General features: G+C 45.6%; 19 protein-coding genes. 13 read left to right on the forward strand and 6 right to left on the reverse strand.

Annotated elements, in window-relative coordinates:
* Position 1 precedes the first annotated feature (1 nt).
* From MBO_RS01740 to MBO_RS01750, 3 genes are all read left to right on the forward strand, one after another.
* On the forward strand, positions 2–496 hold the full coding sequence (locus MBO_RS01740; protein WP_036362512.1) for a flavin reductase: 495 nt from the start codon (positions 2–4) through the stop codon (positions 494–496).
* Between the two features lie 137 nt (positions 497–633).
* Entirely contained in the window at positions 634–1,302 is a 669-nt protein-coding gene (locus MBO_RS01745; protein ID WP_036362517.1) for a glutathione S-transferase, read from the forward strand.
* A gap of 10 nt (positions 1,303–1,312) precedes the next feature.
* Positions 1,313–1,510 carry a hypothetical protein gene (locus tag MBO_RS01750; protein WP_036362522.1) on the forward strand — a complete coding sequence of 66 codons (198 nt, stop codon included), beginning with the start codon at positions 1,313–1,315 and terminating at the stop codon, positions 1,508–1,510.
* A gap of 55 nt (positions 1,511–1,565) precedes the next feature.
* Here the strand turns inward: MBO_RS01750 and MBO_RS01755 are convergent, their stop codons facing one another.
* Together MBO_RS01755 and MBO_RS01760 are read right to left on the reverse strand one after the other, a co-directional pair.
* Entirely contained in the window at positions 1,566–3,656 is a 2,091-nt protein-coding gene (locus MBO_RS01755) for a DNA primase (RefSeq protein ID WP_036362529.1), read from the reverse strand.
* Positions 3,657–3,861: 205 nt separating this feature from the next.
* Positions 3,862–4,830 (reverse strand): outer membrane protein assembly factor BamD, encoded by a 969-nt coding sequence (locus MBO_RS01760; protein ID WP_227712644.1) that lies wholly within the window; start codon positions 4,828–4,830, stop codon positions 3,862–3,864.
* A 196-nt stretch (positions 4,831–5,026) separates the two neighbouring features.
* Between MBO_RS01760 and MBO_RS01765 the strand changes: the two genes are divergently transcribed.
* A complete protein-coding gene (locus tag MBO_RS01765) occupies positions 5,027–6,058 on the forward strand; it encodes an RluA family pseudouridine synthase (protein WP_052585228.1) in 1,032 nt (343 codons plus the stop codon).
* A 1-nt stretch (position 6,059) separates the two neighbouring features.
* Positions 6,060–6,869: a peptidoglycan editing factor PgeF gene (gene pgeF, locus MBO_RS01770; protein WP_036362534.1), complete on the forward strand. Its 810-nt coding sequence runs from the start codon at positions 6,060–6,062 to the stop codon at positions 6,867–6,869.
* Between the two features lie 101 nt (positions 6,870–6,970).
* Here pgeF and MBO_RS01775 read toward each other — a convergent pair whose 3' ends face one another.
* Genes MBO_RS01775 through MBO_RS01785 form a run of 3 tightly spaced genes read right to left on the reverse strand, consistent with a single transcriptional unit; the run spans position 6,971 to position 9,260 of the window.
* Positions 6,971–7,246 (reverse strand): hypothetical protein, encoded by a 276-nt coding sequence (locus MBO_RS01775; RefSeq protein WP_036362540.1) that lies wholly within the window; start codon positions 7,244–7,246, stop codon positions 6,971–6,973.
* On the reverse strand, positions 7,231–8,511 hold the full coding sequence (locus MBO_RS01780) for a TolB-like translocation protein (RefSeq protein WP_052585229.1): 1,281 nt from the start codon (positions 8,509–8,511) through the stop codon (positions 7,231–7,233). Before MBO_RS01780 ends, MBO_RS01775 begins: the two co-directional genes overlap by 16 nt.
* 11 nt (positions 8,512–8,522) lie before the next feature.
* On the reverse strand, positions 8,523–9,260 hold the full coding sequence (locus tag MBO_RS01785) for a cell envelope integrity protein TolA (RefSeq protein WP_036362545.1): 738 nt from the start codon (positions 9,258–9,260) through the stop codon (positions 8,523–8,525).
* 304 nt (positions 9,261–9,564) lie between these two features.
* On the opposite strand from MBO_RS01785, the gene hrpA reads away from it, so the two are divergent.
* The 3 genes from hrpA (at position 9,565) to trmA (ending at position 16,352) form a co-directional block, all read left to right on the forward strand.
* A complete protein-coding gene (gene hrpA, locus MBO_RS01790) occupies positions 9,565–13,719 on the forward strand; it encodes an ATP-dependent RNA helicase HrpA (protein ID WP_036362557.1) in 4,155 nt (1,384 codons plus the stop codon).
* A 154-nt stretch (positions 13,720–13,873) separates the two neighbouring features.
* Complete coding sequence (locus MBO_RS01795; protein WP_036362561.1) at positions 13,874–15,019, forward strand: beta-ketoacyl-ACP synthase III; 1,146 nt, start codon at positions 13,874–13,876, stop codon at positions 15,017–15,019.
* A gap of 223 nt (positions 15,020–15,242) precedes the next feature.
* Positions 15,243–16,352, forward strand: coding sequence for a tRNA (uridine(54)-C5)-methyltransferase TrmA (gene trmA, locus MBO_RS01800; RefSeq protein WP_036363168.1), 1,110 nt, complete (start codon positions 15,243–15,245; stop codon positions 16,350–16,352).
* Here the strand turns inward: trmA and MBO_RS01805 are convergent, their stop codons facing one another.
* On the reverse strand, positions 16,353–17,012 hold the full coding sequence (locus MBO_RS01805) for a putative quorum-sensing-regulated virulence factor (RefSeq protein ID WP_036362566.1): 660 nt from the start codon (positions 17,010–17,012) through the stop codon (positions 16,353–16,355). It lies immediately after the preceding gene.
* Between the two features lie 109 nt (positions 17,013–17,121).
* Between MBO_RS01805 and prfA the strand changes: the two genes are divergently transcribed.
* The 5 genes from prfA (at position 17,122) to dnaX (ending at position 22,755) form a co-directional block, all read left to right on the forward strand.
* The gene (gene prfA, locus MBO_RS01810; RefSeq protein ID WP_036362569.1) at positions 17,122–18,201 is read left to right on the forward strand and encodes a peptide chain release factor 1; all 1,080 of its coding nucleotides are present in this window, start codon (positions 17,122–17,124) and stop codon (positions 18,199–18,201) included.
* A gap of 65 nt (positions 18,202–18,266) precedes the next feature.
* The gene (locus tag MBO_RS01815) at positions 18,267–18,464 is read left to right on the forward strand and encodes a DUF2798 domain-containing protein (protein ID WP_052585230.1); all 198 of its coding nucleotides are present in this window, start codon (positions 18,267–18,269) and stop codon (positions 18,462–18,464) included.
* Positions 18,464–18,853, forward strand: coding sequence for a hypothetical protein (locus MBO_RS01820; RefSeq protein ID WP_052585231.1), 390 nt, complete (start codon positions 18,464–18,466; stop codon positions 18,851–18,853). Before MBO_RS01815 ends, MBO_RS01820 begins: the two co-directional genes overlap by 1 nt.
* 120 nt (positions 18,854–18,973) lie before the next feature.
* Positions 18,974–20,503 carry a lysine--tRNA ligase gene (lysS, locus tag MBO_RS01825; RefSeq protein WP_036362571.1) on the forward strand — a complete coding sequence of 510 codons (1,530 nt, stop codon included), beginning with the start codon at positions 18,974–18,976 and terminating at the stop codon, positions 20,501–20,503.
* A gap of 143 nt (positions 20,504–20,646) precedes the next feature.
* A complete protein-coding gene (dnaX, locus tag MBO_RS01830) occupies positions 20,647–22,755 on the forward strand; it encodes a DNA polymerase III subunit gamma/tau (RefSeq protein WP_036362573.1) in 2,109 nt (702 codons plus the stop codon).
* The last annotated feature ends 22 nt before the right edge of the window (positions 22,756–22,777 follow it).

Raw genomic sequence — 22,777 nt, forward strand, 5'->3', positions numbered from 1 at the left:
AATGGTATCAGTAACAGATTTTAAAGACGCAATGGCAAAACTCACTACCGCTGTTCATGTGATAACGACAGACGGTGTGGCAGGGCAACATGGTTTTACGGCATCGGCAGTATGTAGCGTGACCGACACGCCCCCAACCTTGCTTGTGTGTATGAATACAAACATCGGATTTTATGACAATTTTGTCAAAAATGGCGTGCTTATGGTCAATACCTTGACCGCTGAGCAGTCGCACTTATCTAATGCGTTCGCATCACGGCTAAATTCTGATGAGCGTTTTGAACACGGCACTTGGGAGAGACTTGCCACAGGTTCGCCAATGCTAACTGATGCCTTGATGAGCTTTGATTGCAAGATTGGCGAGATTAAAGAAGTTGGCACACATGGGGTCTTTATCTGTGAGATTATCGCCATTCGTCAAGGCGACAGCGATAAGGCATTGACCTATTTTAACCGTAATTATCACAAAACCGATGAAGGCACGGCATTGGCATAAGATGACTGGGCGAAAAGCATAAAGCATGACGTGAGTTGTAATCTTTTTGTTTTGGTGGGCTGATAAATTTATCGCAAAAGCTAACATTTTTTAATAATCGGCATTATAATAATCCAATCTCCACAACAGGAAATCCTATGCTAACTCTTCATCATCTCAATCAATCTCGCTCATTTCGCATCTTGTGGCTGTTGTGTGAACTAAACACCTTATACGGCACGCACTTTAAAGTCATCAAACACAACCGTACAAAAAGCCACCTTGCTCCAAAAGAGCTAACCGACATTCACCCCATGGGCAAAGCTCCGATTTTGGTAGATGAAACTCATGGGCGGACGCTTGCCGAGTCAGGCTTTATTATTGAATATCTGCTACGATACTATGATACGGACGGCAAATTATCGCCCACCGATGAGACGTGGGAAGATTATGCGTTTTGGTTACATTTTGCTGAAAGCTCCATGATGCCACCGCTTGTCATGCGACTAATTATGTCAAAAGTCGCCACCAAATCGCCCTTATTGGTGCGTCCAATTGCCAAAAAGATTGCCGATAAGGTGGAGGGTTTGGTGATTAATGATAATGTCGCCCAAAGTTTCGGGTTATTAAATGCCCATCTATCGGATAAAGACTGGATAGCAGGTGACTTTACAGGAGCGGACGTACAGGCGTATTTTGCGGTCAAGGCATTACAAAGCCGTGGCGGACTTGGCAGTTGGGATAATTTAAAGGCGTGGCTTATCCGCTGTGAAAATCGTACTGCTTATAAGCAAGCGGTGGAGCAGGGTGGTAAAATTTTTGAATAATGGATTGATGATGAATCAGCCTAATAAACCAGAAATCATGAATAATATTGGCATTAAGATATTGGTTGCGGCGCTTTGTGCTATTAGCTTCGTGGCAGGCATGTATGCCCATAAGTCACGTCAGATTAACGCTTGTCAAGCGATCGGTGGCGAACTGACAGAGCATGGCAGTGCGGTGTTATGTCATATGAGTGAGCATCAGAAGTGATGCATGATGGCGTGGTAGATTAGCCATCTTTAATAGCCATCTGATTGGGCTACTGTTATGAATTTAGGGATTTGGAGAGTAAGCTTTTTTGGTTGCTATCCCATTGTCTGAGTGCGTGTAGGCGCCGCTTATGAATCTCTGATAAGATGATGTGCTTGCTTTGTTCTTGTTGTTTTTTGAAATGATATTGTAGAACTTGGCTTAGTAGTTCATTGAAGAATAATGAAATATTCTGAGGTTCGTGCCCATCAATCTGCAAGAAGAACTCTCGCCAATGACTGACCAAGACGTCATGTAAGGCATGGTTTGGTAGGCTTGCCATGATAAAATGCGCTTGCTCATCGATGGTATGCCGATCGTTGGTCTGAATTAGTGGAGTGATTAAGCCATCTTTGCCGAGTTGGATTAGGCGAATGATGGTCTGAGTTAGTTCAAATAGCGCAGCATCACCGATCGACTGCCAAGTTGGCAATGCAGGCAGATGCAAATTATGTGCTTCAAGTTTATCTACGAAATCCACATGTACATCCACCACGCCCGAATCGGTCAAAATATCGCCCAATAAATCATGCTCCAATAAATGCGGTGCGTACAGAAAGCACAAGTACAATAAAATATTGCGATTGACACTTGCTTCGTAATTGGCCTTATCGATGATATAACGCTGACCACGCTCATCTTTTGCGCCCAGACGGCGATAGATGTCGTTATTTAGCCACCATTTAAAACTAGAGCCTTTGGGGAATTTTGCGGTGAGCTCTTTTAGGTTTGCCATGGCTGCCGCCTTGTTCTCAGGCAGGTGAACATCATAGCGTGAGCTTAACACGTCAAACACGTATTCTGATGTACTGAGCGCACCTTCAATTTGCGCTCGCATCGCATCTGTGCCATGCGCTTTGATATAAGTATCAGGGTCATGGTTGTTGGGTAGGGTTAGAAATTTTAGCTGTTTGCCATCGGGCAGTACGGGGGCAGCGACTTCCAGAGTTCGCCAAGCGGCACGCTGTCCTGCGCCATCGCCATCGAAGCACAGTGTGAGCGTGTCATTGTATTTTAGCAGATTGGCGATTTGTCCTTCATTCGCAGCAGTACCCATCGGTGCGACCGCGCCGTAGATGCCCGCTTGATACAGCGCGATGACATCCATGTAGCCTTCTACCATCAGATAGTCATTGGCACGCGCCTGCCGCGATTCATACAGGCCGTACAGGATATGCTGCTTGGCGAATACGGGGGATTCTGACGAATTGATGTATTTTGGCATCTCATCGCCAAGTGCGCGACCGGCAAAACCAACCACGCGGCCTTGCTTGTCCTTGATAGGGAAAATGACGCGATCACGCAACAGATCAAAGTCGCGACCCTTCTGAGAAGTGCGCACCAAGCCTAGTAGCTTTAGCCCCTCGATGTCCTGCGGGAAAGCCTCTTCAAGATGTTGCCAACCTGGTGGCGCATAACCCAATTCAAAAGTATCAATCGTCTGTGTGCTAAGACCGCGCAAACTAAAATATGCCAGTGCTGACTGGCTGTTCTTTAGATGGTATTTATAAAATTCACAAATATGACGTAGCAATGTATATAGATCGCCTTGCTCATTGGTAACTTCAGGTTGTGGCGATGGGTAATCCTCATAATGATCGCCATACACATCATCATAAAACACATCTTCGCGTACGATTGCAGATTGTTTTGGGTGCTGCTGATTAAAATCAACAGTGTTGGTGTCAGACTTGATGTTTTGAGAGGGTGCAGACTGTGCTGCTTGCTTTGCCTTTGGGGTGTTTGGTTTTGTGGTGTTGGGTTTTTGAATGTTGGTTTTTTTGTATTTGATGGATTTTTCAAAGGCATCGTCTTTGGGCAGCTCAATGCCTGTTTGCTCAGACAGGGCTTTTAACGCCTCGCCAAAACTCATCCGTTCTAACTCTCTTAGAAAGGTAATCGCATTGCCTTTTGAACCACAGCCAAAACAGTGATAAACATTCTTCTCAGGATCGACATAAAAAGAGGGGGTTTTTTCACCATGAAACGGACAGCATCCCTTAAATTCGCGACCAGCAGGCTTTAGTATCGTGTGGCGACGAATCATGCCGACCAGATCGGCTTGACTGTTTAGCTGTTCAATAATGGATTCAGGAACACGAGGCATGATTGGCTACTAATAAAAAGACGATAATCCCACAAATGTTTAATTTATGGGATTTTGGGTTAGATTGCAAGAAGTATTTGTCTATCTATGACAAATATTAACGTGGCACCTCATTGGCTTGACCCGCTTCAGCTTCTTGAGCTGGTAGACCCAACCCGATGCGTGGACGATGCGTCTTTTGGGTTAGAGTTACTTCTTCTTGCTGCTACTGAGTGGCGACAGGCAGTGATAGGTTTCGACCTTGGCGGATGATCTGTTCGCGCGTTTTGCCTGCATAGTTGCTAGAAGCTGGCTCAAACTTATCCTTAGTACGACCGAACTTACCAAAGCTTAACGTCGATAATGTGCGCTTACCCCAAGATGTCGCGCCTTGGTTTGGTAGGCGAACTTCGCCGTTGTTGGCTAGATGTTGCGGGTAGTTGATTTGTAGTAGGGTTTTGTATTGATTGGCGGTATCGGTCATGCCTAGCTTATCATAGCTATACGCCAACACAGCAACTGCCTCAGGGGTAGCGGTTGATTGTGGGTAGTATTGGAATACCCATTTGGCGCGGTTGGCAGCAGCCAGATACGCTTCACGCTTAATGTACCAACGTGCTGCTGTCATCTCATGCTCAGCAAAGTCGTTATAAATCGCCGTCATGCGCTGCGCTGCATCTGGTGCGTATTGGCTGTTAGGGAAGTTATTAACCAATGTCTGAAAATCATTGAATGCCAGACGCAACCAAGAGGTATCACGCTGTGATTGATCTAGCTTGAATAGGCGTGATGCCTTAGGTGAGCCGCCCATGTTGGTAACGCCTTGTACATACAGTACGTAATCAAGGTGGCGACTGGTTGGATACGCGCGGATAAATTCTGCGGTGCTTTGAGTGACCGCTTCAAAATCATTAGCTTGGTACTGAGCATAGATCAGATCAAGCAGAGCGTCTTGAGAATATTGACCTGTTGGGTAGAATGTTCGTACATTCGTTAATGCGGTGATCGCCTCGCGATAACGCTGTTTAGCAAGTGCATTTTGAGCATCGGTATAGTAGCCGCTTTCTGGTTTTTCAGCGGTGCTGATAACTTCTTCTTTTTTGCCAGTTATGCCTTTTAGGGTATTACAGCCAGTCAGGGCAACACTGCCTGCGATGACAGCCGTGATGACTTTTAGTTGTAATGATGTCTTCATATCGTCCTCGTATGATGCTTAATGCAAATGCAAACTTTTTAATAAAAATAAACGTTCGTTAGTTTACCACAATTTTAAACCAAAAAAAGACTTATTGTATTTTTTGATGATTATGACAAGAAAAAAAAGCACAAATGTGATAAAGTGATAAGCCATTTTATCTTCTTATTTATAAAGCAGTATCAAAAGTAACAAAATGACAACGCACAGCACCGAACAAGACATAATGCTTGACAGTCACATTGATGGCGAATTTGATGAAGAATTAAACACCTCTGCCAAAAATACCGTAAATCTCACCCATCGGGTCACGGATGATGAAGTGGGTTTTCGCCTTGATAAATTAGCATCGATGGTGCTTGAGGATTTCTCTCGAGTGCAGCTACAGGGATTTATCGAAGATGGTACGCTTACGGTTAATGGCGCAGCCCAAAAACCAAAATATCGCGTGAAGTTAAACGATGAGATTCATCTGTGTGCTGTCATCGAGAATCATTCTGAAGATCTGCCGGAGAATATTGACATCAATATCATCTATGAGGATGATGACGTTGTGGTTATTAATAAGCCAGCGGGCATGGTGGTGCATCCAGGGGCAGGCAATCGGACAGGTACCTTGGTGAATGCACTGCTTTATCATTATCCTGATAGTGCACATCTACCACGTGCAGGATTGGTGCATCGCATCGATAAAGAGACAACTGGGCTCTTGGTCGTGGCACGCACTAAGGCAGCGCAGATGAATCTGATCGAACAACTAAAGGACAAAAGCGTGTATCGCCATTATCAGTGTATCTGCCAAGGTGTGCCTAGCGATATCTTGAGGCATTCGGTGATTGATCTGCCCATCGCGCGCCATCCGACTCAGCGCACCAAGATGGCGGTGCGTGATGGCGGTAGAAATGCCGTAACTTACATCATGAAAGCCACTCCCATCCATGAACGTTATAGTCTGCTTGATGTGAGACTTGAGACAGGGCGTACGCATCAGATTCGTGTGCATTTGTCGCATTTGGGCTTTGCGCTGGTGGGAGATCCTGTGTATGGTGTGCCCATCAAGTCTGGCTTGGATAGGATTCATCTAGAAGCCTTAAAATCTTTTAATCGTCAGGCTTTGCATGCTTATAAATTGGGTTTCATTCACCCAGTAACGAGCGAACAGATGGCATTTCATGCGCCATTGCCTGATGACATGCAGGCACTGATTGATGTGATTAGTGAGGATTAAGATGGGCGATAAATTAATGATTCTACATCGCACGCCGCGCGTATTAGTTGCTCAGACGACGGCGGGTGATTTTGATAAATTTGGATGTGACCTATATGGGCAATTCAATGTAGGATTGCATGTTGGCGATAGTCCTGCCAATGCCCTGCAAAACCGCGCGAAATTACTAAAAATGCTAAACGAGCTTGGTCAGGTGAATGCCATTCACTGGCTTGATCAGGTGCATAGTGACAACGTTGTGGATGTTGATCAGTCATCATCTATGAATGCACATACGGCAGATGCGCTCATAACGAAGTGCAGAGGGCAAGCGCTTGCCATCATGACGGCCGACTGTGTGCCTGTGGCGATCTTTGATGATGCGAATGCTGATGCGAGTGTTGCATGTATCCATGCAGGTTGGCAGGGACTTACCAATGGCATCATTGCCAAGGCCTTATCAAAAATGCGTGCATCGAATACATCTGCCAGCCATCATGCGGTCATCGGTGCGCACATCAGTCAGTCTGCTTATGAGATCACCAGAGAGCTGGCTGATAAGATTGTCAATTTGGTGTGTGCCAGTGATTTGGTGGGTATGGATGGCGATGAGCTGTATCAAGCCATCATTGCAGACAGTCAAGATAATGATAAATGCCTGATAAATCTAGATAAATTAACCAGATTACAACTAGAAAATCTCGGCGTGCAGGTCATGAATCAATCATCGCTGTGCACTTATACAGACCCAAGGTTTTATTCTTATCGTGCGCAAACACACGCCAACAAGAGCACAACTGGCCGTATGGTGGCTATCGTTGTCAAGTTATGATTGGTGTATTGATATTGTAACAACAAAGCAATGCCAATTCATACACCGATATTGACAATCCAAACATCGACACCCAAGAGCAATCGTTTGGCTCTATATGTCTAAAACCAACTTTCTAACAGATAGAACCCTTGTGAATCCGCGAACTTCTTGGTGGCGGATTTGTTCTTTATGGGGGAGTTGGTTGGGGTGAGTATGATGGGGCTGTCTGTTTTGGTAGGTGTGTTGGCATTAAGCGCAGCCTTTTGGGCAGCGTTCGGTGTCAATGTGATGGGCAGAGGACTTCTGGCCACCTGAATGTGCTGGCAGCCCGATAGTGTCACAATGCCCATCAATGATAAAGTTAAAATGCGCTTAGACATCATCGTGCTGACCATGTTGGATCTTTGATGATGCCTGTGGTAGGTAGGATGATTTCACGCCCTGTATTTAGCTGCTTGATGATGAGCTTGCTGTCGTTGCCTATATGAGTACTATAGACGATGCTTGTGCCATTAGGTGAGAAGCTTGCCATGCCTTCGGTGCCGATTTTTGCGATGGTTTTTGGGTTGGTGCCGTTAACATTTGCAACGATCAGATTGCTGCCTTGAGTGTAGGCTAGGCGTGTGCCATCATGGCTGACTCTAGGGCTGCCGCCTGCAGTGATGCGAATTGGGGTGTTGTTATTTAGGCGGTAGATGCTTTGGCTGCGAGTGCCATTATCAGCGGTGAAGATGATTTGACCGTTAGGCAGATACGATGGCGAATTCTCGGCACCGTCTAGCTGAGTGATGGTGCTGAGTCGATTGGCAAGCAAGTCAAGTCGATAAATATTCGGGTTGTTGTTATCATGGCTGCCTGAGAATAGCAGAGCGTTGCCATCTGCTGAAAAGGCTGGCGAGAGATTACTGCCCTTAAATGGCGTGACGAGTGTTTTTTGATCGCTGCTTAACTCTTGAATATAGATAAGCGGTAGTTCATCTTGGCGCAGTATGGTATAGGCAAGCTTAGTGCCATCTGGTGAGAATACGGGTGTTAATATGGATCCATTGACATTCTCGATGTTCTTAACGTTCTGCGTGGCGACATCCATGACTTTAAGCGTAGAGATTTTTTGATTGGCCTTGTCGGTCTCTTCGACATAAGCAATCTTACCAACTAAGTCATTCGTCGTACCTGTGATGGCAGCATAGATCTTATTACTGATGGCTACCGCGGCGGCTTGTAGTTCTTGACTGCTGGTACCAAAGATGTGTGTTTGCCGCGCGCCGATGAGCTTAGGGGAGCTTAGATCGACAATATCAAAATTGGTTGCAGTCTTGTCGCCTAGGATGATATGGCTGCTACCGATAACCACATATCGATATCCGGTGTTGCGCCACGCATGAATGTTATTGATGACATCTTCGGCGTTCTGCGGGTGGTTGGGTAGGTTGTTGTCGCTGCTTTTTAATTTGGTGTTATTAAGATGTGTTAATGTCAAGTCGCTTAGGGTTTGATTGCCCAGAAATGGCACGATTGCCACTTGGTTTGGGTTTGTGTTGCCTGCCTTTGTGACTTGTAGTACCAGATCTTCAGCATGTGCAGCTGGTGTGACTGACATGGCTAAGGCTACTGATAGGGATATCGAGCTTAGTGATCGTGAGATGAATTTTGTGTGCATATAATATCCTATTATTGAGTGCTGTTGAATTCAATGGTCAGGGAATTTTTAAGTCCTGCCATCTCGCTAATTGGTGAGCTGTCATAGATGGCCGCCGTAGCACTCGAGGCAAGCTCCTGATCGCCATTGCCAACACGAACGCCCGTGACATTACCTGCATCATCAAGCTGCATCGTGACCATGAGTTTCTTACCGCCTGTGTCATTATATTTTTCCCATGCCATGATGATGCGCGCTGTGGCAGCACTTGCGGCTTGTTTTAGGTCGGCGCTGGGCGTGGTCTTCTGCGTAGTGCTTTCTTGGACAGTTGGTGTATCGATGGATGCCGATCCTTGTGTATCATAAGTCATTATGGCTTCATCAATGGGCGGATGCTCGATGTGTTCATACTCATATACAGGCGGATGACTTGGCTGCTGAATGTCTCGGATGGGTTGCCATTTCGGCTTGCTGGGTGTGCTTGATCTGAATATCGGTTGAAATTCTGCTTGGTCGCCTACATTATGATGAATGGTTTTTTGAACTATTGTTCTACTTAACGAACGAATGCGCTTGGCATCTGCTTGGGATAGGGTTTGAGTCTCTAGAACATTGACCTTAGGCGGATGGACAGGCTTTACCGATAGCATCGGCAAGATTGCAAGCAAATGCACCAATATCGTCACTAAGATGGCAATTAAAATGGTGGATTTTGTGATTCTTGCAGGCTGAATATTGACTGGCTGTTGATCGGAAGTAGCGCTACTCATGGGGCTTATAGATGGGCTAAAACTTGGATCATTTTATCATAGTTTTGGGTGCTTGCCTATTTGTGGATATTATCGACTGCATTCACTAAGAACAAAATTGCACCCTTGCCAAAAGTCCATTACAATATTACCAAATCTGATAAAGGTTGCCTGTCAATTGATTTGTATGTTGATATGGGCAGCTTTGAAATATTATAAATCGACATCTCGGTCAATGATAAATGAGCCAAACATCAATATTATATAATCTAAACAGAAGCTAAATTTTTAACTTAAATACATCACCAAATAATATAGAACAACGATGAATAATTTACCCATATTAGCCAAAGATCAATACTATCTAAGCAGACTTGCCAGAGAAATAAAGCACGCCCACGCCGAAGACAAAACAAAAAAACAAGTACGGTTCGATGAGATCGCACAGCGCTCACGCAAGATCGTGCAGGCGCGCATCGATAATATTCCTGCCAATCTGACCGAGCTTTTGAATCAAGATCTGCCGGTAACCAAAGAGGCGGACACACTCATTCAAGCCATTAAAGATCACCAAGTCATCATCGTCGCAGGCGAGACAGGTTCGGGCAAGACAACTCAGCTGCCCAAACTTGCCATGCTGGCTGGTCGCGGCATCACAGGGCAAATCGGACATACGCAGCCAAGACGTCTGGCGGCGCGTTCGGTGGCAGGGCGTATCAGTGAGGAGCTGGGCGAGAGTCTGGGCAAGACAGTGAGCTTTAAGGTGAGGTTCACCGAAGAGGGCGGTCAGCACAGTATCGTTAAGCTGATGACGGATGGTATTTTGCTCGCTGAGCTTGGCTCGGACAGGTTCTTAACGCGTTATGATACCATCATCATCGATGAGGCGCATGAACGCAGTCTTAACATCGATTTTATTTTGGGTTATCTAAAGAGTCTGCTGCCAAAGCGCCCAGACCTAAAAGTCATCATCACGTCTGCCACTCTAGATACGCAGCGATTTGCTGATTATTTTGCCAAGGATGGTAAGCCTGCGCCTGTATTTAGCGTCGAGGGGCGCAGTTACCCTGTGGAGGTGCGTTATCGTCCTTTGACCGATCAGATCATAGCCAGCCATGACGATGATGCCTTTGATGAGGCTGAGGATAATCTGCCCAGAGCGTTGACAGCTGCAGTCGCTGAATGCTTAGATGATGCTGCCAAAAAAGGTCATCCGCATCAGGCGGATATCCTAATTTTTGCCAGTACAGAAGCCCAGATTCGAGAGCTTCAAGACATCTTGACCACGTATGCGCCACTGCACACCGAAGTATTGCCGCTCTTTGCTCGTCAGAGTTTTGCTGAGCAACAGAGAATCTTTGCGCCATCGGGTAAGGGTCGGCGCATCATCATTGCCACCAACGTCGCAGAGACTGCCTTGACTGTGCCGAACATTCGCTACGTCATTGATTTGGGTTTTGCGCGTATCAGCCGTTATAACTACCGTTCACGCATCCAAAGACTGCCCATTGAAGCCATTAGTCAGGCAGCGGCCAATCAGCGTAAAGGTCGCTGCGGTCGTATCGGTGATGGTGTGTGCATCCGCTTGTATTCTGAAGAGGATTTTAATGCGCGCCCTAAGTTTACTGAGCCTGAGATTCTACGCACCAATTTGGCAAGTGTGATTTTGCAGATGGCGCGGTTGAACTTGGGCGATGTGGCTGAATTTGATTTCATTACCCCACCAGATTTTCGTTTGGTGAATGATGGCAAGAAGCTACTGCTTGAACTCGGGGCGATCCATGATGCGCCAACCAAAACCGCCATCAAAAAACGCAAAAATACCCCAAGTAGCCTAACCAAAATCGGTCAGCTGATGGCGAAGATGCCGATCGATCCGCGCCTTGCTAGAATGCTAGTCGCAGGTGATCATTTTGACTGCTTGGCGGACATGCTTATCATCGTATCTGCGCTGGCGGTACAGGACGTGCGTGAGCGCCCGATGAATAAACAAGCCCAAGCCGACCAAAAACATGCCTTATTCCGCCGTGATAATTCTGACTTTTTGTTTTATTTAGAGCTGTATCAGGCGTTGTTTGGATTGCATGAGACTAATGATAACCAGCTGCTTAGTAGCAATGCAAGGCGAAATTTTGCCAAAAAGCATTATCTTAGCTTTACACGCATCCGTGAATGGCAAAAAACCCATGAACAGCTATCTGCGATGATGGCAGAATTGGGCTTTGAAATCAAAAAGCCCGCAGATCAAGATTCTAAAGATACACCAAAAATCGACACAAAAAAAGGCACACGTCTATCATTAAATAAAAGAGGCATCAAAAAGACCAAGGGTGTCAGCCTAAATGCGCTAAAATCTATCAGTGCCAATGGTGTGCCTGATAAAGCCGCGATTCAATACGCCAATATCCACCGCGCATTATTAACCGCGCTTTTGTCCTTTGTGGCGCATAAGACTGACACGCTGGGTGAATATCTCATGGCGCGCAGCCAAAAGGCGCGAATCTTTCCTGCCAGCACCCTGCACAAAAAAGGCGTCGATTGGCTCATGGCGTTCGAGGTGGTGGAGACCTCTCAGGTGTACATGCGCTGCAATGCCAAGATTGAACCTGAGTGGATTGTCTCAGCGGCGGCAGATCTTTTAAAATACCATTACTTTGAACCGCATTGGTCAAAAAAGACAGGGCGGGTGCGTGCCTATATGCAGATCAGCTTGTTTGGGCTGATTGTTGTTGCCAAAGAGCTGACCAACTACGAGCCTGTGGACATTGAGCACGCCAGAGAGATCTTTATCCGAGATGCGTTGGTGGGGGATAATTATGGTTTTAATGCCAAATTCCTAACGCATAACACCGCCAAAATCAAAGACGTGGAGCGCATCGAAGACAAGCTTCGTCGCCGAGATCTGTTGGTGGATGAAGAGCGGCTTTATCAATTTTATCATCAGCAAATCCCTAACCATATCGCCAGTCGTAAGGCGTTTGAAGAATTTTATCATGAAAAAGCGAGCGACAATCCTAACTTCTTGTTCTTTGAAGATGATGATGTGCTCAATGAAAACATCAACGCCAATCAGGACTTTCCTGAGACATGGCAGCTGGGCGGGGTTAAGTTACCTCTGTCTTATGTCTTTGACCCAAGTTCAGACGATGATGGCGTGACTGTGCGCGTGCCGATCAAGGCGTTATCTCAGATTGACCCGGTGGCGCTCCTGTGGGGGGTTGCAGGTTGGCGCTATGAATTGGTGCTTCAGCTATTAAAAACGTTGCCCAAAGAGCTGCGCCGTCAAATCGTTCCAATTCCAGATACAACGGACAAGATTTTTGATAGATTAAATGCCGATAGCGGCGTAGGGCTACTAAGTCAGCTGTCTGATAACCTACTGCGTCTAGGCGTGCGTGTCAGCCCCGATGATTTTGATCTTACCAAAGTAGATAACTATCTAAGACCGCTCATCTGCGTGGTGGATGATAAGAATCACATCATTGAAAAAAGCCGAGACTTAGAGCGATTAAAATCGCGCCACACCACGACCATTCGCCAAGAAGTGATGGTCGAAGAAGGCTTGCACCATGCATTCCCTGAGCATTTTAATTTTGTGCGTAATAAACACACTTCTGGTGTGGTCATGCAAGAATTCTCTGCATTAAAGGCGGACAAGGTGGGCACGGCGGTGTCGATTGTCCAATTTACCGAACTAAAATCCGCCCTTAGCACGCATAAGCAGGGCGTGCTGGCGCTCATCAAATCAAAGCTTAGTGCCAAACAAAAGCAGCTCACCAGTCAGGTGGATAAGACATTTAAATTGGCGTTCGCACCACTTGGCGACCTTGAGAAGCTAAAAGCCATCGTTGTTGATGCAACATTGCAGGCGTGTTTTTATGATCATGCGCCAAGATTCATCGACAGCTCCAGCGAGGATGCTCGTCAGCACATTGGTGCGCTTATTGATGATGAAACGTCTTGGTTGGTTGAGCATTTGCCTTTTGATGCTGATGAGTTTAACGTGACCCGAGATAAGATTTTGAGTGAATTTCTCTTAACGGGTCAAGGCGTCCTAAAAATTCTAAAAGACATCTACACCGCTTGGCAGACGGCGCGCGGTAAGCTGCTCATGCTAGATAATGAGATTTTTGGTGAGAGCATTGAGGATGTTGAGGATCAATTGGATGATTTGGCGTTGTCTGACTTTGTATATCGGACGGATGTCATGCGCTGGCGAGAATATCCGCGTTATTTGCAGGCACTAAACACCCGATTGGACCGCTTGACTCACAACTTAGATGCTGATCTTGATGGGGTGTATCTGCTTGATGTACACATGGAGCGACTCGCCAATCGTGCGCATGATCCTAAGATCGCCGAATATCGCTGGCTCATTGAAGAATATCGCATCAACCTATTCGCTCAGCCCATGAAGACAAAATCACCTGTATCCACTAAGCGGCTTGAGAAACTGTGGGCAAACTTAAACACAAAATAAGTCGTTTATAGCCATTTAAAAAACCCTTAAATTAGTGAAAAAATGTTCACTAATTTAAGGGAAGTTGTGATAAAATTTTACAACTGGTTACATCTTTTGTGATAAACTAAAGACAGTTTATTATATTAATAGTGAATAATACTAAGGATTATTTATGCCAATTTATCTTACCGCAACAGGGCTGCACACCCCAAAAGACAAAATCACCAACGAAGAGCTCGTGGCGAGTTTTAACACCTATGTGGATAATTATAACCGTGATAATGCTGCTGCGATCGAAGCAGGCGAGAAAGTCGCGTTGCAGCATTCTACCGCTGAATTCATTGAAAAAGCATCAGGCATTAAGTCTCGCTATGTCATCGACAAAAAAGGCATTTTAGATCCTGAAATCATGGCGCCAGTTTTCCCTGCGCGCAAGTTGGGCGAAGAGCTGTCCATCATGGCGGAGATGGGTGTTGATGCACTCCAAAAAGCCCTAGATGCTGCAGGACTTAAAGGCGAAGATTTAGATGGCATCATCTGCGCCTGTTCTAACTTTCAGCGCGTGTATCCAGCCATCGCCATCGAGATTCAAAACGCCATCGGCATGAAAGGTGGCTTTGCCTTTGACACCAATGTGGCGTGTAGTGCGGCGACTTTTGGTATTGCTCAGGCTACTGGCATGATTAAGGCCGGTCTTGGTAAGTGTGTGGCGGTGGTGAACGTTGAGATTACCTCAGCTCATCTAAATTGGCGTAATCGTGACAGCCATTTCATCTTTGGTGACATCGCGGCAGCCACCATCGTCGAAGAGCTAGGCACACCAAAAGGCTATGAAGTACTCGACTGCAAGCTCTACACGCAGTTCTCAGCCAATATCAAAAACGAATACGGATTCATGGACAGAAGTGAATATCTGGCAGCAGGTCAAGACATTCATGCTGACATCAAAGAGCCTGTGACAGATAAGTTATTCTTACAAGAAGGGCGTAAAGTATTCCGCGAGGTCTGCCCAAAAGTATCTGAAATCATCAGCACCCATTTGGCAGAAAATAACATTGATAATCAGCAAGTTAAGCGCCTATGGCTACATCAGGCCAATATCAACATGATCGATCTAATCCTGCGTACTGTGATGGGCAAAGAGGCGGATAAAGCCATTGCGCCGATCGCCATTACCGAATATGGCAATACCAGTTCGGCAAGCCCAATGATCGCTTTCCATGAGCATCAAGATGGCATTGAAAGTGGCGATCTTGGGGTGATTTGCTCATTTGGCGCAGGTTATTCGATCGGTTCTGTCATCGTGAAGAAAGTTTAATCATTGAAAAACACCTCAACTGGCTTGAGGTGTTTTTTTGTTCTTTATAATTTATTTAACATAATCCAAATGGCAGACCCAAAGGCTAAAAAAATAAAATCGTACCTTTAAGTCAGAACTTTACTAAGTTTAACCGCAAGCCTTATGGTGAATTTGGATGACAATATTTTGTTGTCTGGCTTAGCATCTGTTATAATGCATGTTTTATTTAGATATTGATATGATGAATCCTCAAGCCTACCAAGCCCAGTTGTCCGCTAAGATTGACCGCATTCAATCGCAGTTTGCGCAGTTTAACCCCCCAACCCTAGAGATCTATGAATCGCTTGTCAGTCATTTTCGTCAGCGTGCTGAATTTAGAATTTGGCACACCGAAGATGATTTGTTCTATGCGATGTTCGAGCGCAATGATTCGGGTAATAAAAGCGTCGCACGCGTGGATGAATTTCCCATAGCGAGCAGGGCGATTAATGAGCTGATGCCGATTTTACTTAATCATCTTAAAGCTGATCCGCTGCTGTCAGAGCGATTATTTGAAGTGCATTTTTTAAATACCTTGCATGGACAAATGCTGGTTACGCTCATCTATCACAAGAAGCTGAACGAACAATGGCAAGCTTTGGCAAGCGATTTGACCGATAAATTAAACATCAAGCTCATCGGGCGTAGCCGCGGACAAAAATTAGTATTGTCCGATGATTTCGTCGTCGAGAAGATGACGGTGAGCATTAAGGGGCGAGACGAGGACTTTTATTATCAACAGATTGAAGGTGGGTTTAGTCAGCCTAATGCTTATGTGTGCCGCCACATGCTAAATTTTGCTTGCGATGTAGCGGACAAAATCAGCCAAAATGACCAGAGAGATCTGCTGGAGTTGTACTGTGGTAATGGCAATTTTACCCTGCCATTGTCTAAATATTTTAATCGAGTGCTTGCCACTGAGCTGGCAAAATCGTCGGTAAACTCAGCCAAATGGGCGATTGACCATAACGACATTCAGAACATTGCCATCGCACGTCTGTCTGCCGAAGAGTTCAGTCAGGCGCATAATGGCGAACGTGAATTTAGACGATTGACCGAGAGCGATATCGATATCAAATCTTACGATTTTAATGCTGTATTTGTTGATCCGCCGCGCGCAGGAATTGATGATGAGACGTTAAAGATTTTGGCGAATTTTGAGAATATTATTTATATCTCGTGCAATCCTGATACACTATTCGATAATTTGCAGATGCTATATCACACGCATGAAATTAAGCGTTTTGCGTTATTTGATCAATTTCCCTACACGCATCACATCGAAAGCGGTGTTTGGCTTGTCAAGAGATAATCAGCATTCTAGCGCCGTCTTTAGCGCGATACCAATGTCTTGTCTGGCAAGCCATCGCTTATAATCAGGCGGTATGTCTTTGAATTCTTTGCCTTTGTGCTTGCCAAATGGCATGGTCTTAGGCAGGCAATTCAAGAACAGCGTCTCAAAGTCATCCGCTTTAATGCGCTCATTCAATGCCATCAGCACCTTATGGGTAAACAGCACATCAAAATACGCCCCATGCGCGTGCATCTTATAAGTCTGCCTATCATCTGGATAAAAGTGCGTCAGTAGCGCGCCAAGGCTAAACTTGGGCAACTCATCAAAAAATTTCCGCGCCAGTATGCAGGTACAAATCGGCTTGATATTTGATATATCAACGCCTGCATTTTTGAGAACACTAAGATCATAACTGATGTGATGACCGATGAGATAGGTGGTCTGTGGCATGACAAAACTGGTGTGGGGTGGGCATTCTGCAACGTCTTCATCATAGATGCCAGTGACTTTGCTGGCGCCGTATTCGATGGGTTTTTGAGGGTTGAACCGAGCGTTAAAATGCTGACCTGTCGGCATAAGAAGGTTGTCAATCTCAAGCCATGCGATTTCGGTGGCATGAGGGTCTTTGGTGCCTGTGGTCTCGGTGTCTAAAATCAGCGCATGGGAAGAAGTATTCATCTGGTAGGTTTAAATTTTAAAAAAGATTGGGTGGATTATACCAAAAATTTAATGCAAAAACCGTCAAAATATGGCAAAATAACCCGTTTAAAATTAGCTTATAAATACCATGAAAGAGAGCCTACGCCACCGCCTAGACCAAATGGCGGACAGATTTGAAGAAGTGACCGCCTTATTGTCTGACCCTGACACGATCAGCGACAGTAAGAAGTTCCGTGCTTTGTCGGTTGAGCATAGCGATTTGTCCGAGCTTGTGGACGCTTGGGGAAAGTTTTGCCAGGCTGAAGAAGACCTAGCAACTGCTAATGAAATGCTGTCCGACCCTGACATGAAAGAGATGGCAGAAGAAGAGATTGATGCTGCCAAAGCTGAGATTGAGCGTCTGGGCGATGTGCTAAATGTCCTAATGCTGCCCAAGGATCCCAACGACAAGGCGACCGCCTTTTTGGAGATTCGAGCAGGGACAGGGGGTGATGAAGCGGCGATATTTAGTGGCGATTTGTTCCGTATGTACCAAAAATATGCCCAAAGTCAAGGTTGGCAGGTGGAAGTCTTATCTGCTAACGAAGGCGAGCATGGTGGCTATAAGGAAATCATCACCCGAGTGTCGGGCGTGGGCGTGTATGGACGGCTTAAATTTGAAAGTGGGGCTCATCGGGTTCAGCGTGTACCAGCCACCGAGTCACAGGGACGTGTACATACGTCCGCTTGTACGGTTGCGATTATGCCTGAGATTGAGCTTGATGATACGGTTGAGATTAATCCTGCTGACCTACGCATTGACACCTATCGCTCAAGCGGGGCTGGCGGTCAGCACGTCAATACCACTGATTCTGCCGTGCGAATCACTCACATTCCCACAGGCGTGGTTGCCGAATGCCAACAAGAACGCTCACAGCACGCCAACAAAGACAAGGCGATGAAAATGCTTGTCGCCAAAATCCAACAAGCCAAAGTCCAAGCCCAGCTTGATGCCACAAGCGACATGAGACGAAATTTGGTGGGTTCAGGCGACCGCTCCGAGCGTATCCGCACCTATAATTTCCCGCAAGGACGCATGACCGACCACCGCATCAATCTGACGCTTTATAAGTTAGATGCCATTATGGAGGGCGATTTGGGGGAATTATTGGATGCACTCTTGCGTGAACACCAAGCTGACCTAATGGCTAGCGTTGGTGGTGAATAACTAAGAGTGTACAGCATGAAAGGTTTTATTCCTGCCAAATTTACGCCAATTGTCTTTGCGTTCATATGTCTGGCATCATGGCATTCTTGATGTCGGCGGTGTCGGCTGTGGTGAATACTGGCTTTGGTGGTAAGTATTTTACACGTGTGATTGGCGCGTATTTGATTGCCTTTCCCCATTGCTTTTGTTTGTGTGGCGATACTAAGACCAGTTGTGATGAAATTGGTGGATTTAACCATCAAAAAATCGTGAGACCAATATAATGAGATTGAAACTTGTGATGATATTGGCGTTTTCCATATTAGGCTGTGCCCACTCACCCAATATAGAAAATGAGAAAATCACACCCAAAGAAGTAAAATTTCAATCCAAAAACGCAAGCCCTGCCGAGATTGACGAATGTCAAAAACAAGGTGGCAAGGTGAAGAAGGTGGGTATGCTACAATTTGATAAATGCATCATCACTTATCCCGATGCAGGTGAAATGTGCACCAAAGGCGATGATTGCCAAAGTGGGAGATGTGAGCCAAAATCGAATAATGGGCTCAAGCTAACCAAGGCAATCATAGGCGTATGTAAAGTGGATAACAATCCGTTTGGCTGTCGCAGCTTTATCGAGAGCGGGCAGGTGCTGACACTGTGTGTGGATTAAATCTCTTGATCGTGCTAGGCTGATTGATTGGGATTTAAAGCGTTGGCTTGGAAGTAAATCAGTATCAGAAGCAATAGTTAACCAAATTTAAAATTTAATGTAATGTTCTAAGGCGTAATTATGTCAAATAACCAACCTCAAACCGAACTTATCGACACCAACGAACTCATTCGCCAACGTCTTGAAAAGCTAGATATATTAAAACAAAAGGCAAGCGAGCAAGGCAAAACCGCTTATCCAAACACCTTTAAACCTGCCGACTATTGTGCCGATTTGCAAGACAAATTTGCCAATGTCGATAAAGCAACCTTAGAAGCGGACGCAGAAGCGGGCAATAAGACTTGTGCCAAAGTCGCTGGGCGTGTCATGCTAAACCGTGGCTCGTTTATCGTGATTAGCGACATGACAGGGCGTATTCAGTTGTATGTGGATAGAAAAGGGCTACCTGCCGAGACCTTGGAGCTGATTAAATCCTTAGATTTGGGCGATATTGTCGGAGCGAGCGGTTATATTGGGCGTTCGGGCAAGGGTGATTTATACATTCATCTAGAAGATTTTGAACTTTTAACCAAGTCGTTACGCCCCTTACCTGACAAATTTCACGGCTTAACCGACACCGAGGTTAAATATCGTCAGCGTTATTTAGATTTAATGGTAAACGAAGACACCCGAAAAACCTTTGAAATCCGTGCCAAAGTTGTGGCGGGCATTCGGGCGTTTTTGGTGGGCGAGCGTTTTATGGAAGTAGAAACGCCGATGATGCACGTTATCCCTGGCGGTGCGTCTGCTCGTCCGTTTGTAACGCACCACAATGCCCTTGATATGGAGCTGTTTTTGCGTATCGCGCCTGAGCTGTACCTAAAACGCCTTGTTGTCGGTGGATTTGACCGTGTGTTTGAGATTAACCGCAACTTTCGTAACGAAGGCGTATCCACTCGCCACAACCCTGAATTTACGATGATTGAGTTTTATCAAGCCTATGCTGATTATAAGGATTTGATGAGCTTAACTGAGCGTATGCTTGAAAAATTAGCAACTGATATTTTGGGTACGACCGATCTGCCTTATGGCGATGAAGTGTTCAGCTTTAAAGGCCCATTCAAAAAAATCACGATGTTTGATGCGATTTTGGAACATAACCCAACCTTTACCGCCGACAATGTCAATGACCGTGAATTTTTAGCGAATTTTGTCAAAAATGAATTAAAAGAAGAAGTTAAGCCGTCTTTTGGTTTGGGTAAATTACAGACGATTGTCTTTGAAGAGACGGTAGAAACCAAACTTCGCCAGCCGACTTTTATCACCGAATACCCTGCCGAAACGTCGCCACTGGCCCGCCGTAATGATAACAATCCACACGTTACCGACCGTTTTGAGATGTTTATCGGTGGGCGTGAGCTTGCCAATGGGTTTAGTGAGCTCAACGACCCCATTGACCAAGCCGAGCGTTTCCGCCAGCAAGTTGCTGAAAAAGATGCAGGCGATGACGAAGCGATGCACTATGATGCCGACTTTATCGAAGCCTTAGAATACGGCTTACCGCCAACCGCAGGGCAGGGCATTGGTATTGACCGTCTGGTGATGCTCTTTGCCAATGCACCAAGCATTCGTGATGTGATTTTATTTCCGCACATGAGACACAAAGGTTAATCTAGTAATTAAAAAAGCAGGTGGTATACCTGCTTTTTTATTGGATTTTTATTGGTTGTTTTTGTTTGTTGAATATCGGTTTTGGGTTTAGAGCAGTTGTTTTTTAGTGTATAATTGCCTAATACTTTATTACTAAAACCGTCATGTCTGATTATCAAGTCTTAGCACGCAAATACCGCCCCAAAAATTTTAGTGAATTATTGGGGCAAACCCACGTCTCCCAAGCCCTATCGCACGCCATTGATACAGGGCGATTGCACCATGCTTATCTGTTTACAGGTACTCGTGGCGTGGGTAAGACGACCATTGCACGGATTTTGGCAAAGTGCCTAAACTGCGAAACAGGCATCACCAGCACGCCCTGCGGTGTGTGTGACACCTGCGTGAGCGTAGATAATGGGCGGTTTATTGACCTGATTGAGATTGACGCGGCAAGTCGCACCAAGGTAGAAGACACTCGGGATCTGTTAGAGAATGTCCCTTACGCTCCCACCCAAGGTCGGTACAAGGTGTATCTCATTGACGAGGTGCATATGCTCTCCACACACTCGTTTAATGCTCTGTTAAAAACACTAGAAGAACCCCCTGAGCATGTCAAATTTATCCTAGCGACCACCGACCCCCAAAAGCTCCCTATTACGATCATATCGCGTTGTCTACAGTTCGTGCTTCGTCCGATGTCGCAAGAGCTTTTGCATGAGCATCTAAGTAAAATACTTCAAAATGAAAACATCAGCTATAGTTATAATGCTGTTTGGCAGTTGGCACAATCCGCCAAAGGCTCGGTGCGTGACGCACTGTCATTAACTGACCAAGCCATTGCTTTTGGCGGTGGCAGCCTGAATGACGAGACTGTGGTCAGTATGCTGGGGCTTGTGGATGGGCTAGATGTGCTTAACCTGATACGGGATATTTATCTGGATAATCGAAGTAGCGTGGCAAATCATATCTCAAGACTACGCACTCAGATGGTGGATGCGGTCGCGGTACTTGATAGACTGGTTGATAGCCTGCATGAACTTGCCATGATGCAGTTCTTGCCGGTGCCACTTGATAAGAATGATACACAAAAACAAGCCTTCACCCAGCTATCTGCGCAGATACCTGCTGATGTGTTGCAGCTGTATTATGAGATCGCCATCAAATCGCGTGACAGCGTGCGCCTGGCGACCACACCGATGCAGGCACTTGAGATGGGAATTTTGCGATTGCTTGCGTTTCGTCCGCTTTTGACGAATGAAGTATTAAACATTGAGGGCGCACCAGTAGTTGGCTCTGACATTAAAGATGTAGAATCGCCTGATGGTAATCAATCTCACAATGATCATTCTTCTACAGGTGTCACTCATGGTGATGATACGAATGGTGAAAATCTATTACAGACTGATGATCTTAAGATTGATAACGAGATTAATGCAGTAGCCCATGACAATGACCTGTCATTAGATGAACTTCATCAAGAAGAATCAATTGAACTAAACTTGCATGATCCAGCTTCTAAAAAGCTGACTTATGATGATAAACAAAGCGATGCTAAGACAGTTGAGGCTGAACCATCCGCTGAATTTGCCTCTAATGATACGATTGGATACAAAGAACCATCAGATGATGTTGGTGGTCATATCGTCAACGATCAAATCGACATCCAAGAGAAGACGGCTTTAGAGTCATCACCTGCAAATCCTATTGAGACCAATGATGCAATCAATCAACAAGATGAGCTGATTTCTCAAACGCTTTTAACTGACAACCAAACAAACTTAGCCACTAACCCAAAGCGAGCCTTAAAAGCCAAACTGATCGCACCTCAGGTTGAGCTATCAGGCGAGTGGACGGCACAAAAATGGGATTATTGGCTGGCATTGGCGCGTCAAGAGCATCTGTTCAACAATGACGAGTTGGCGCTCTTGCACAGCAGTCGCATGGTGGGGGAAATAGATGGCAAAAGCACGCTGCATGTGGACAGCCATAACTCGCAGGTGGACGTTAGCTTTAACTCTGCCAAAGCCAAAATCACCGAGCGACTACCGAACATGCAGCTTCAAGACGACTTGCCATTGTTGGATATTGCAGAAAAAGCAGACATTCCGTACCAATTACAAAAAAAGCGCGATGCTCAGGTGATGATAGATGCTCAAAATCAAATCATCCAAAGTCCTGTGGTACAGACCTTATGGCAGCAAGGATTCATTGATGACCACGGAGAAGATACGCGCATCCTATCAGGAACGAAATTAACCTTAGATGATTAATATTTAATATATTTAAATTATT

It is taken from the genome of Moraxella bovoculi 237, from assembly GCF_000696305.2.
In the GTDB taxonomy this organism is placed as follows: domain Bacteria; phylum Pseudomonadota; class Gammaproteobacteria; order Pseudomonadales; family Moraxellaceae; genus Moraxella; species Moraxella bovoculi.

Coding starts and splice junctions, on each gene's coding strand:
- MBO_RS01740 (WP_036362512.1), top strand. CDS start 2: ATGGTATCAGTAACAGATTTTAAAGACGCAATGGCAAAACTCACTACC.
- MBO_RS01745 (WP_036362517.1), top strand. CDS start 634: ATGCTAACTCTTCATCATCTCAATCAATCTCGCTCATTTCGCATCTTG.
- MBO_RS01750 (WP_036362522.1), top strand. CDS start 1,313: ATGAATCAGCCTAATAAACCAGAAATCATGAATAATATTGGCATTAAG.
- MBO_RS01755 (WP_036362529.1), bottom strand. CDS start 3,656: ATGCCTCGTGTTCCTGAATCCATTATTGAACAGCTAAACAGTCAAGCC.
- MBO_RS01760 (WP_227712644.1), bottom strand. CDS start 4,830: ATGAAGACATCATTACAACTAAAAGTCATCACGGCTGTCATCGCAGGC.
- MBO_RS01765 (WP_052585228.1), top strand. CDS start 5,027: ATGACAACGCACAGCACCGAACAAGACATAATGCTTGACAGTCACATT.
- pgeF (WP_036362534.1), top strand. CDS start 6,060: ATGGGCGATAAATTAATGATTCTACATCGCACGCCGCGCGTATTAGTT.
- MBO_RS01775 (WP_036362540.1), bottom strand. CDS start 7,246: ATGGTCAGCACGATGATGTCTAAGCGCATTTTAACTTTATCATTGATG.
- MBO_RS01780 (WP_052585229.1), bottom strand. CDS start 8,511: ATGCACACAAAATTCATCTCACGATCACTAAGCTCGATATCCCTATCA.
- MBO_RS01785 (WP_036362545.1), bottom strand. CDS start 9,260: ATGAGTAGCGCTACTTCCGATCAACAGCCAGTCAATATTCAGCCTGCA.
- hrpA (WP_036362557.1), top strand. CDS start 9,565: ATGAATAATTTACCCATATTAGCCAAAGATCAATACTATCTAAGCAGA.
- MBO_RS01795 (WP_036362561.1), top strand. CDS start 13,874: ATGCCAATTTATCTTACCGCAACAGGGCTGCACACCCCAAAAGACAAA.
- trmA (WP_036363168.1), top strand. CDS start 15,243: ATGAATCCTCAAGCCTACCAAGCCCAGTTGTCCGCTAAGATTGACCGC.
- MBO_RS01805 (WP_036362566.1), bottom strand. CDS start 17,012: ATGAATACTTCTTCCCATGCGCTGATTTTAGACACCGAGACCACAGGC.
- prfA (WP_036362569.1), top strand. CDS start 17,122: ATGAAAGAGAGCCTACGCCACCGCCTAGACCAAATGGCGGACAGATTT.
- MBO_RS01815 (WP_052585230.1), top strand. CDS start 18,267: ATGTCTGGCATCATGGCATTCTTGATGTCGGCGGTGTCGGCTGTGGTG.
- MBO_RS01820 (WP_052585231.1), top strand. CDS start 18,464: ATGAGATTGAAACTTGTGATGATATTGGCGTTTTCCATATTAGGCTGT.
- lysS (WP_036362571.1), top strand. CDS start 18,974: ATGTCAAATAACCAACCTCAAACCGAACTTATCGACACCAACGAACTC.
- dnaX (WP_036362573.1), top strand. CDS start 20,647: ATGTCTGATTATCAAGTCTTAGCACGCAAATACCGCCCCAAAAATTTT.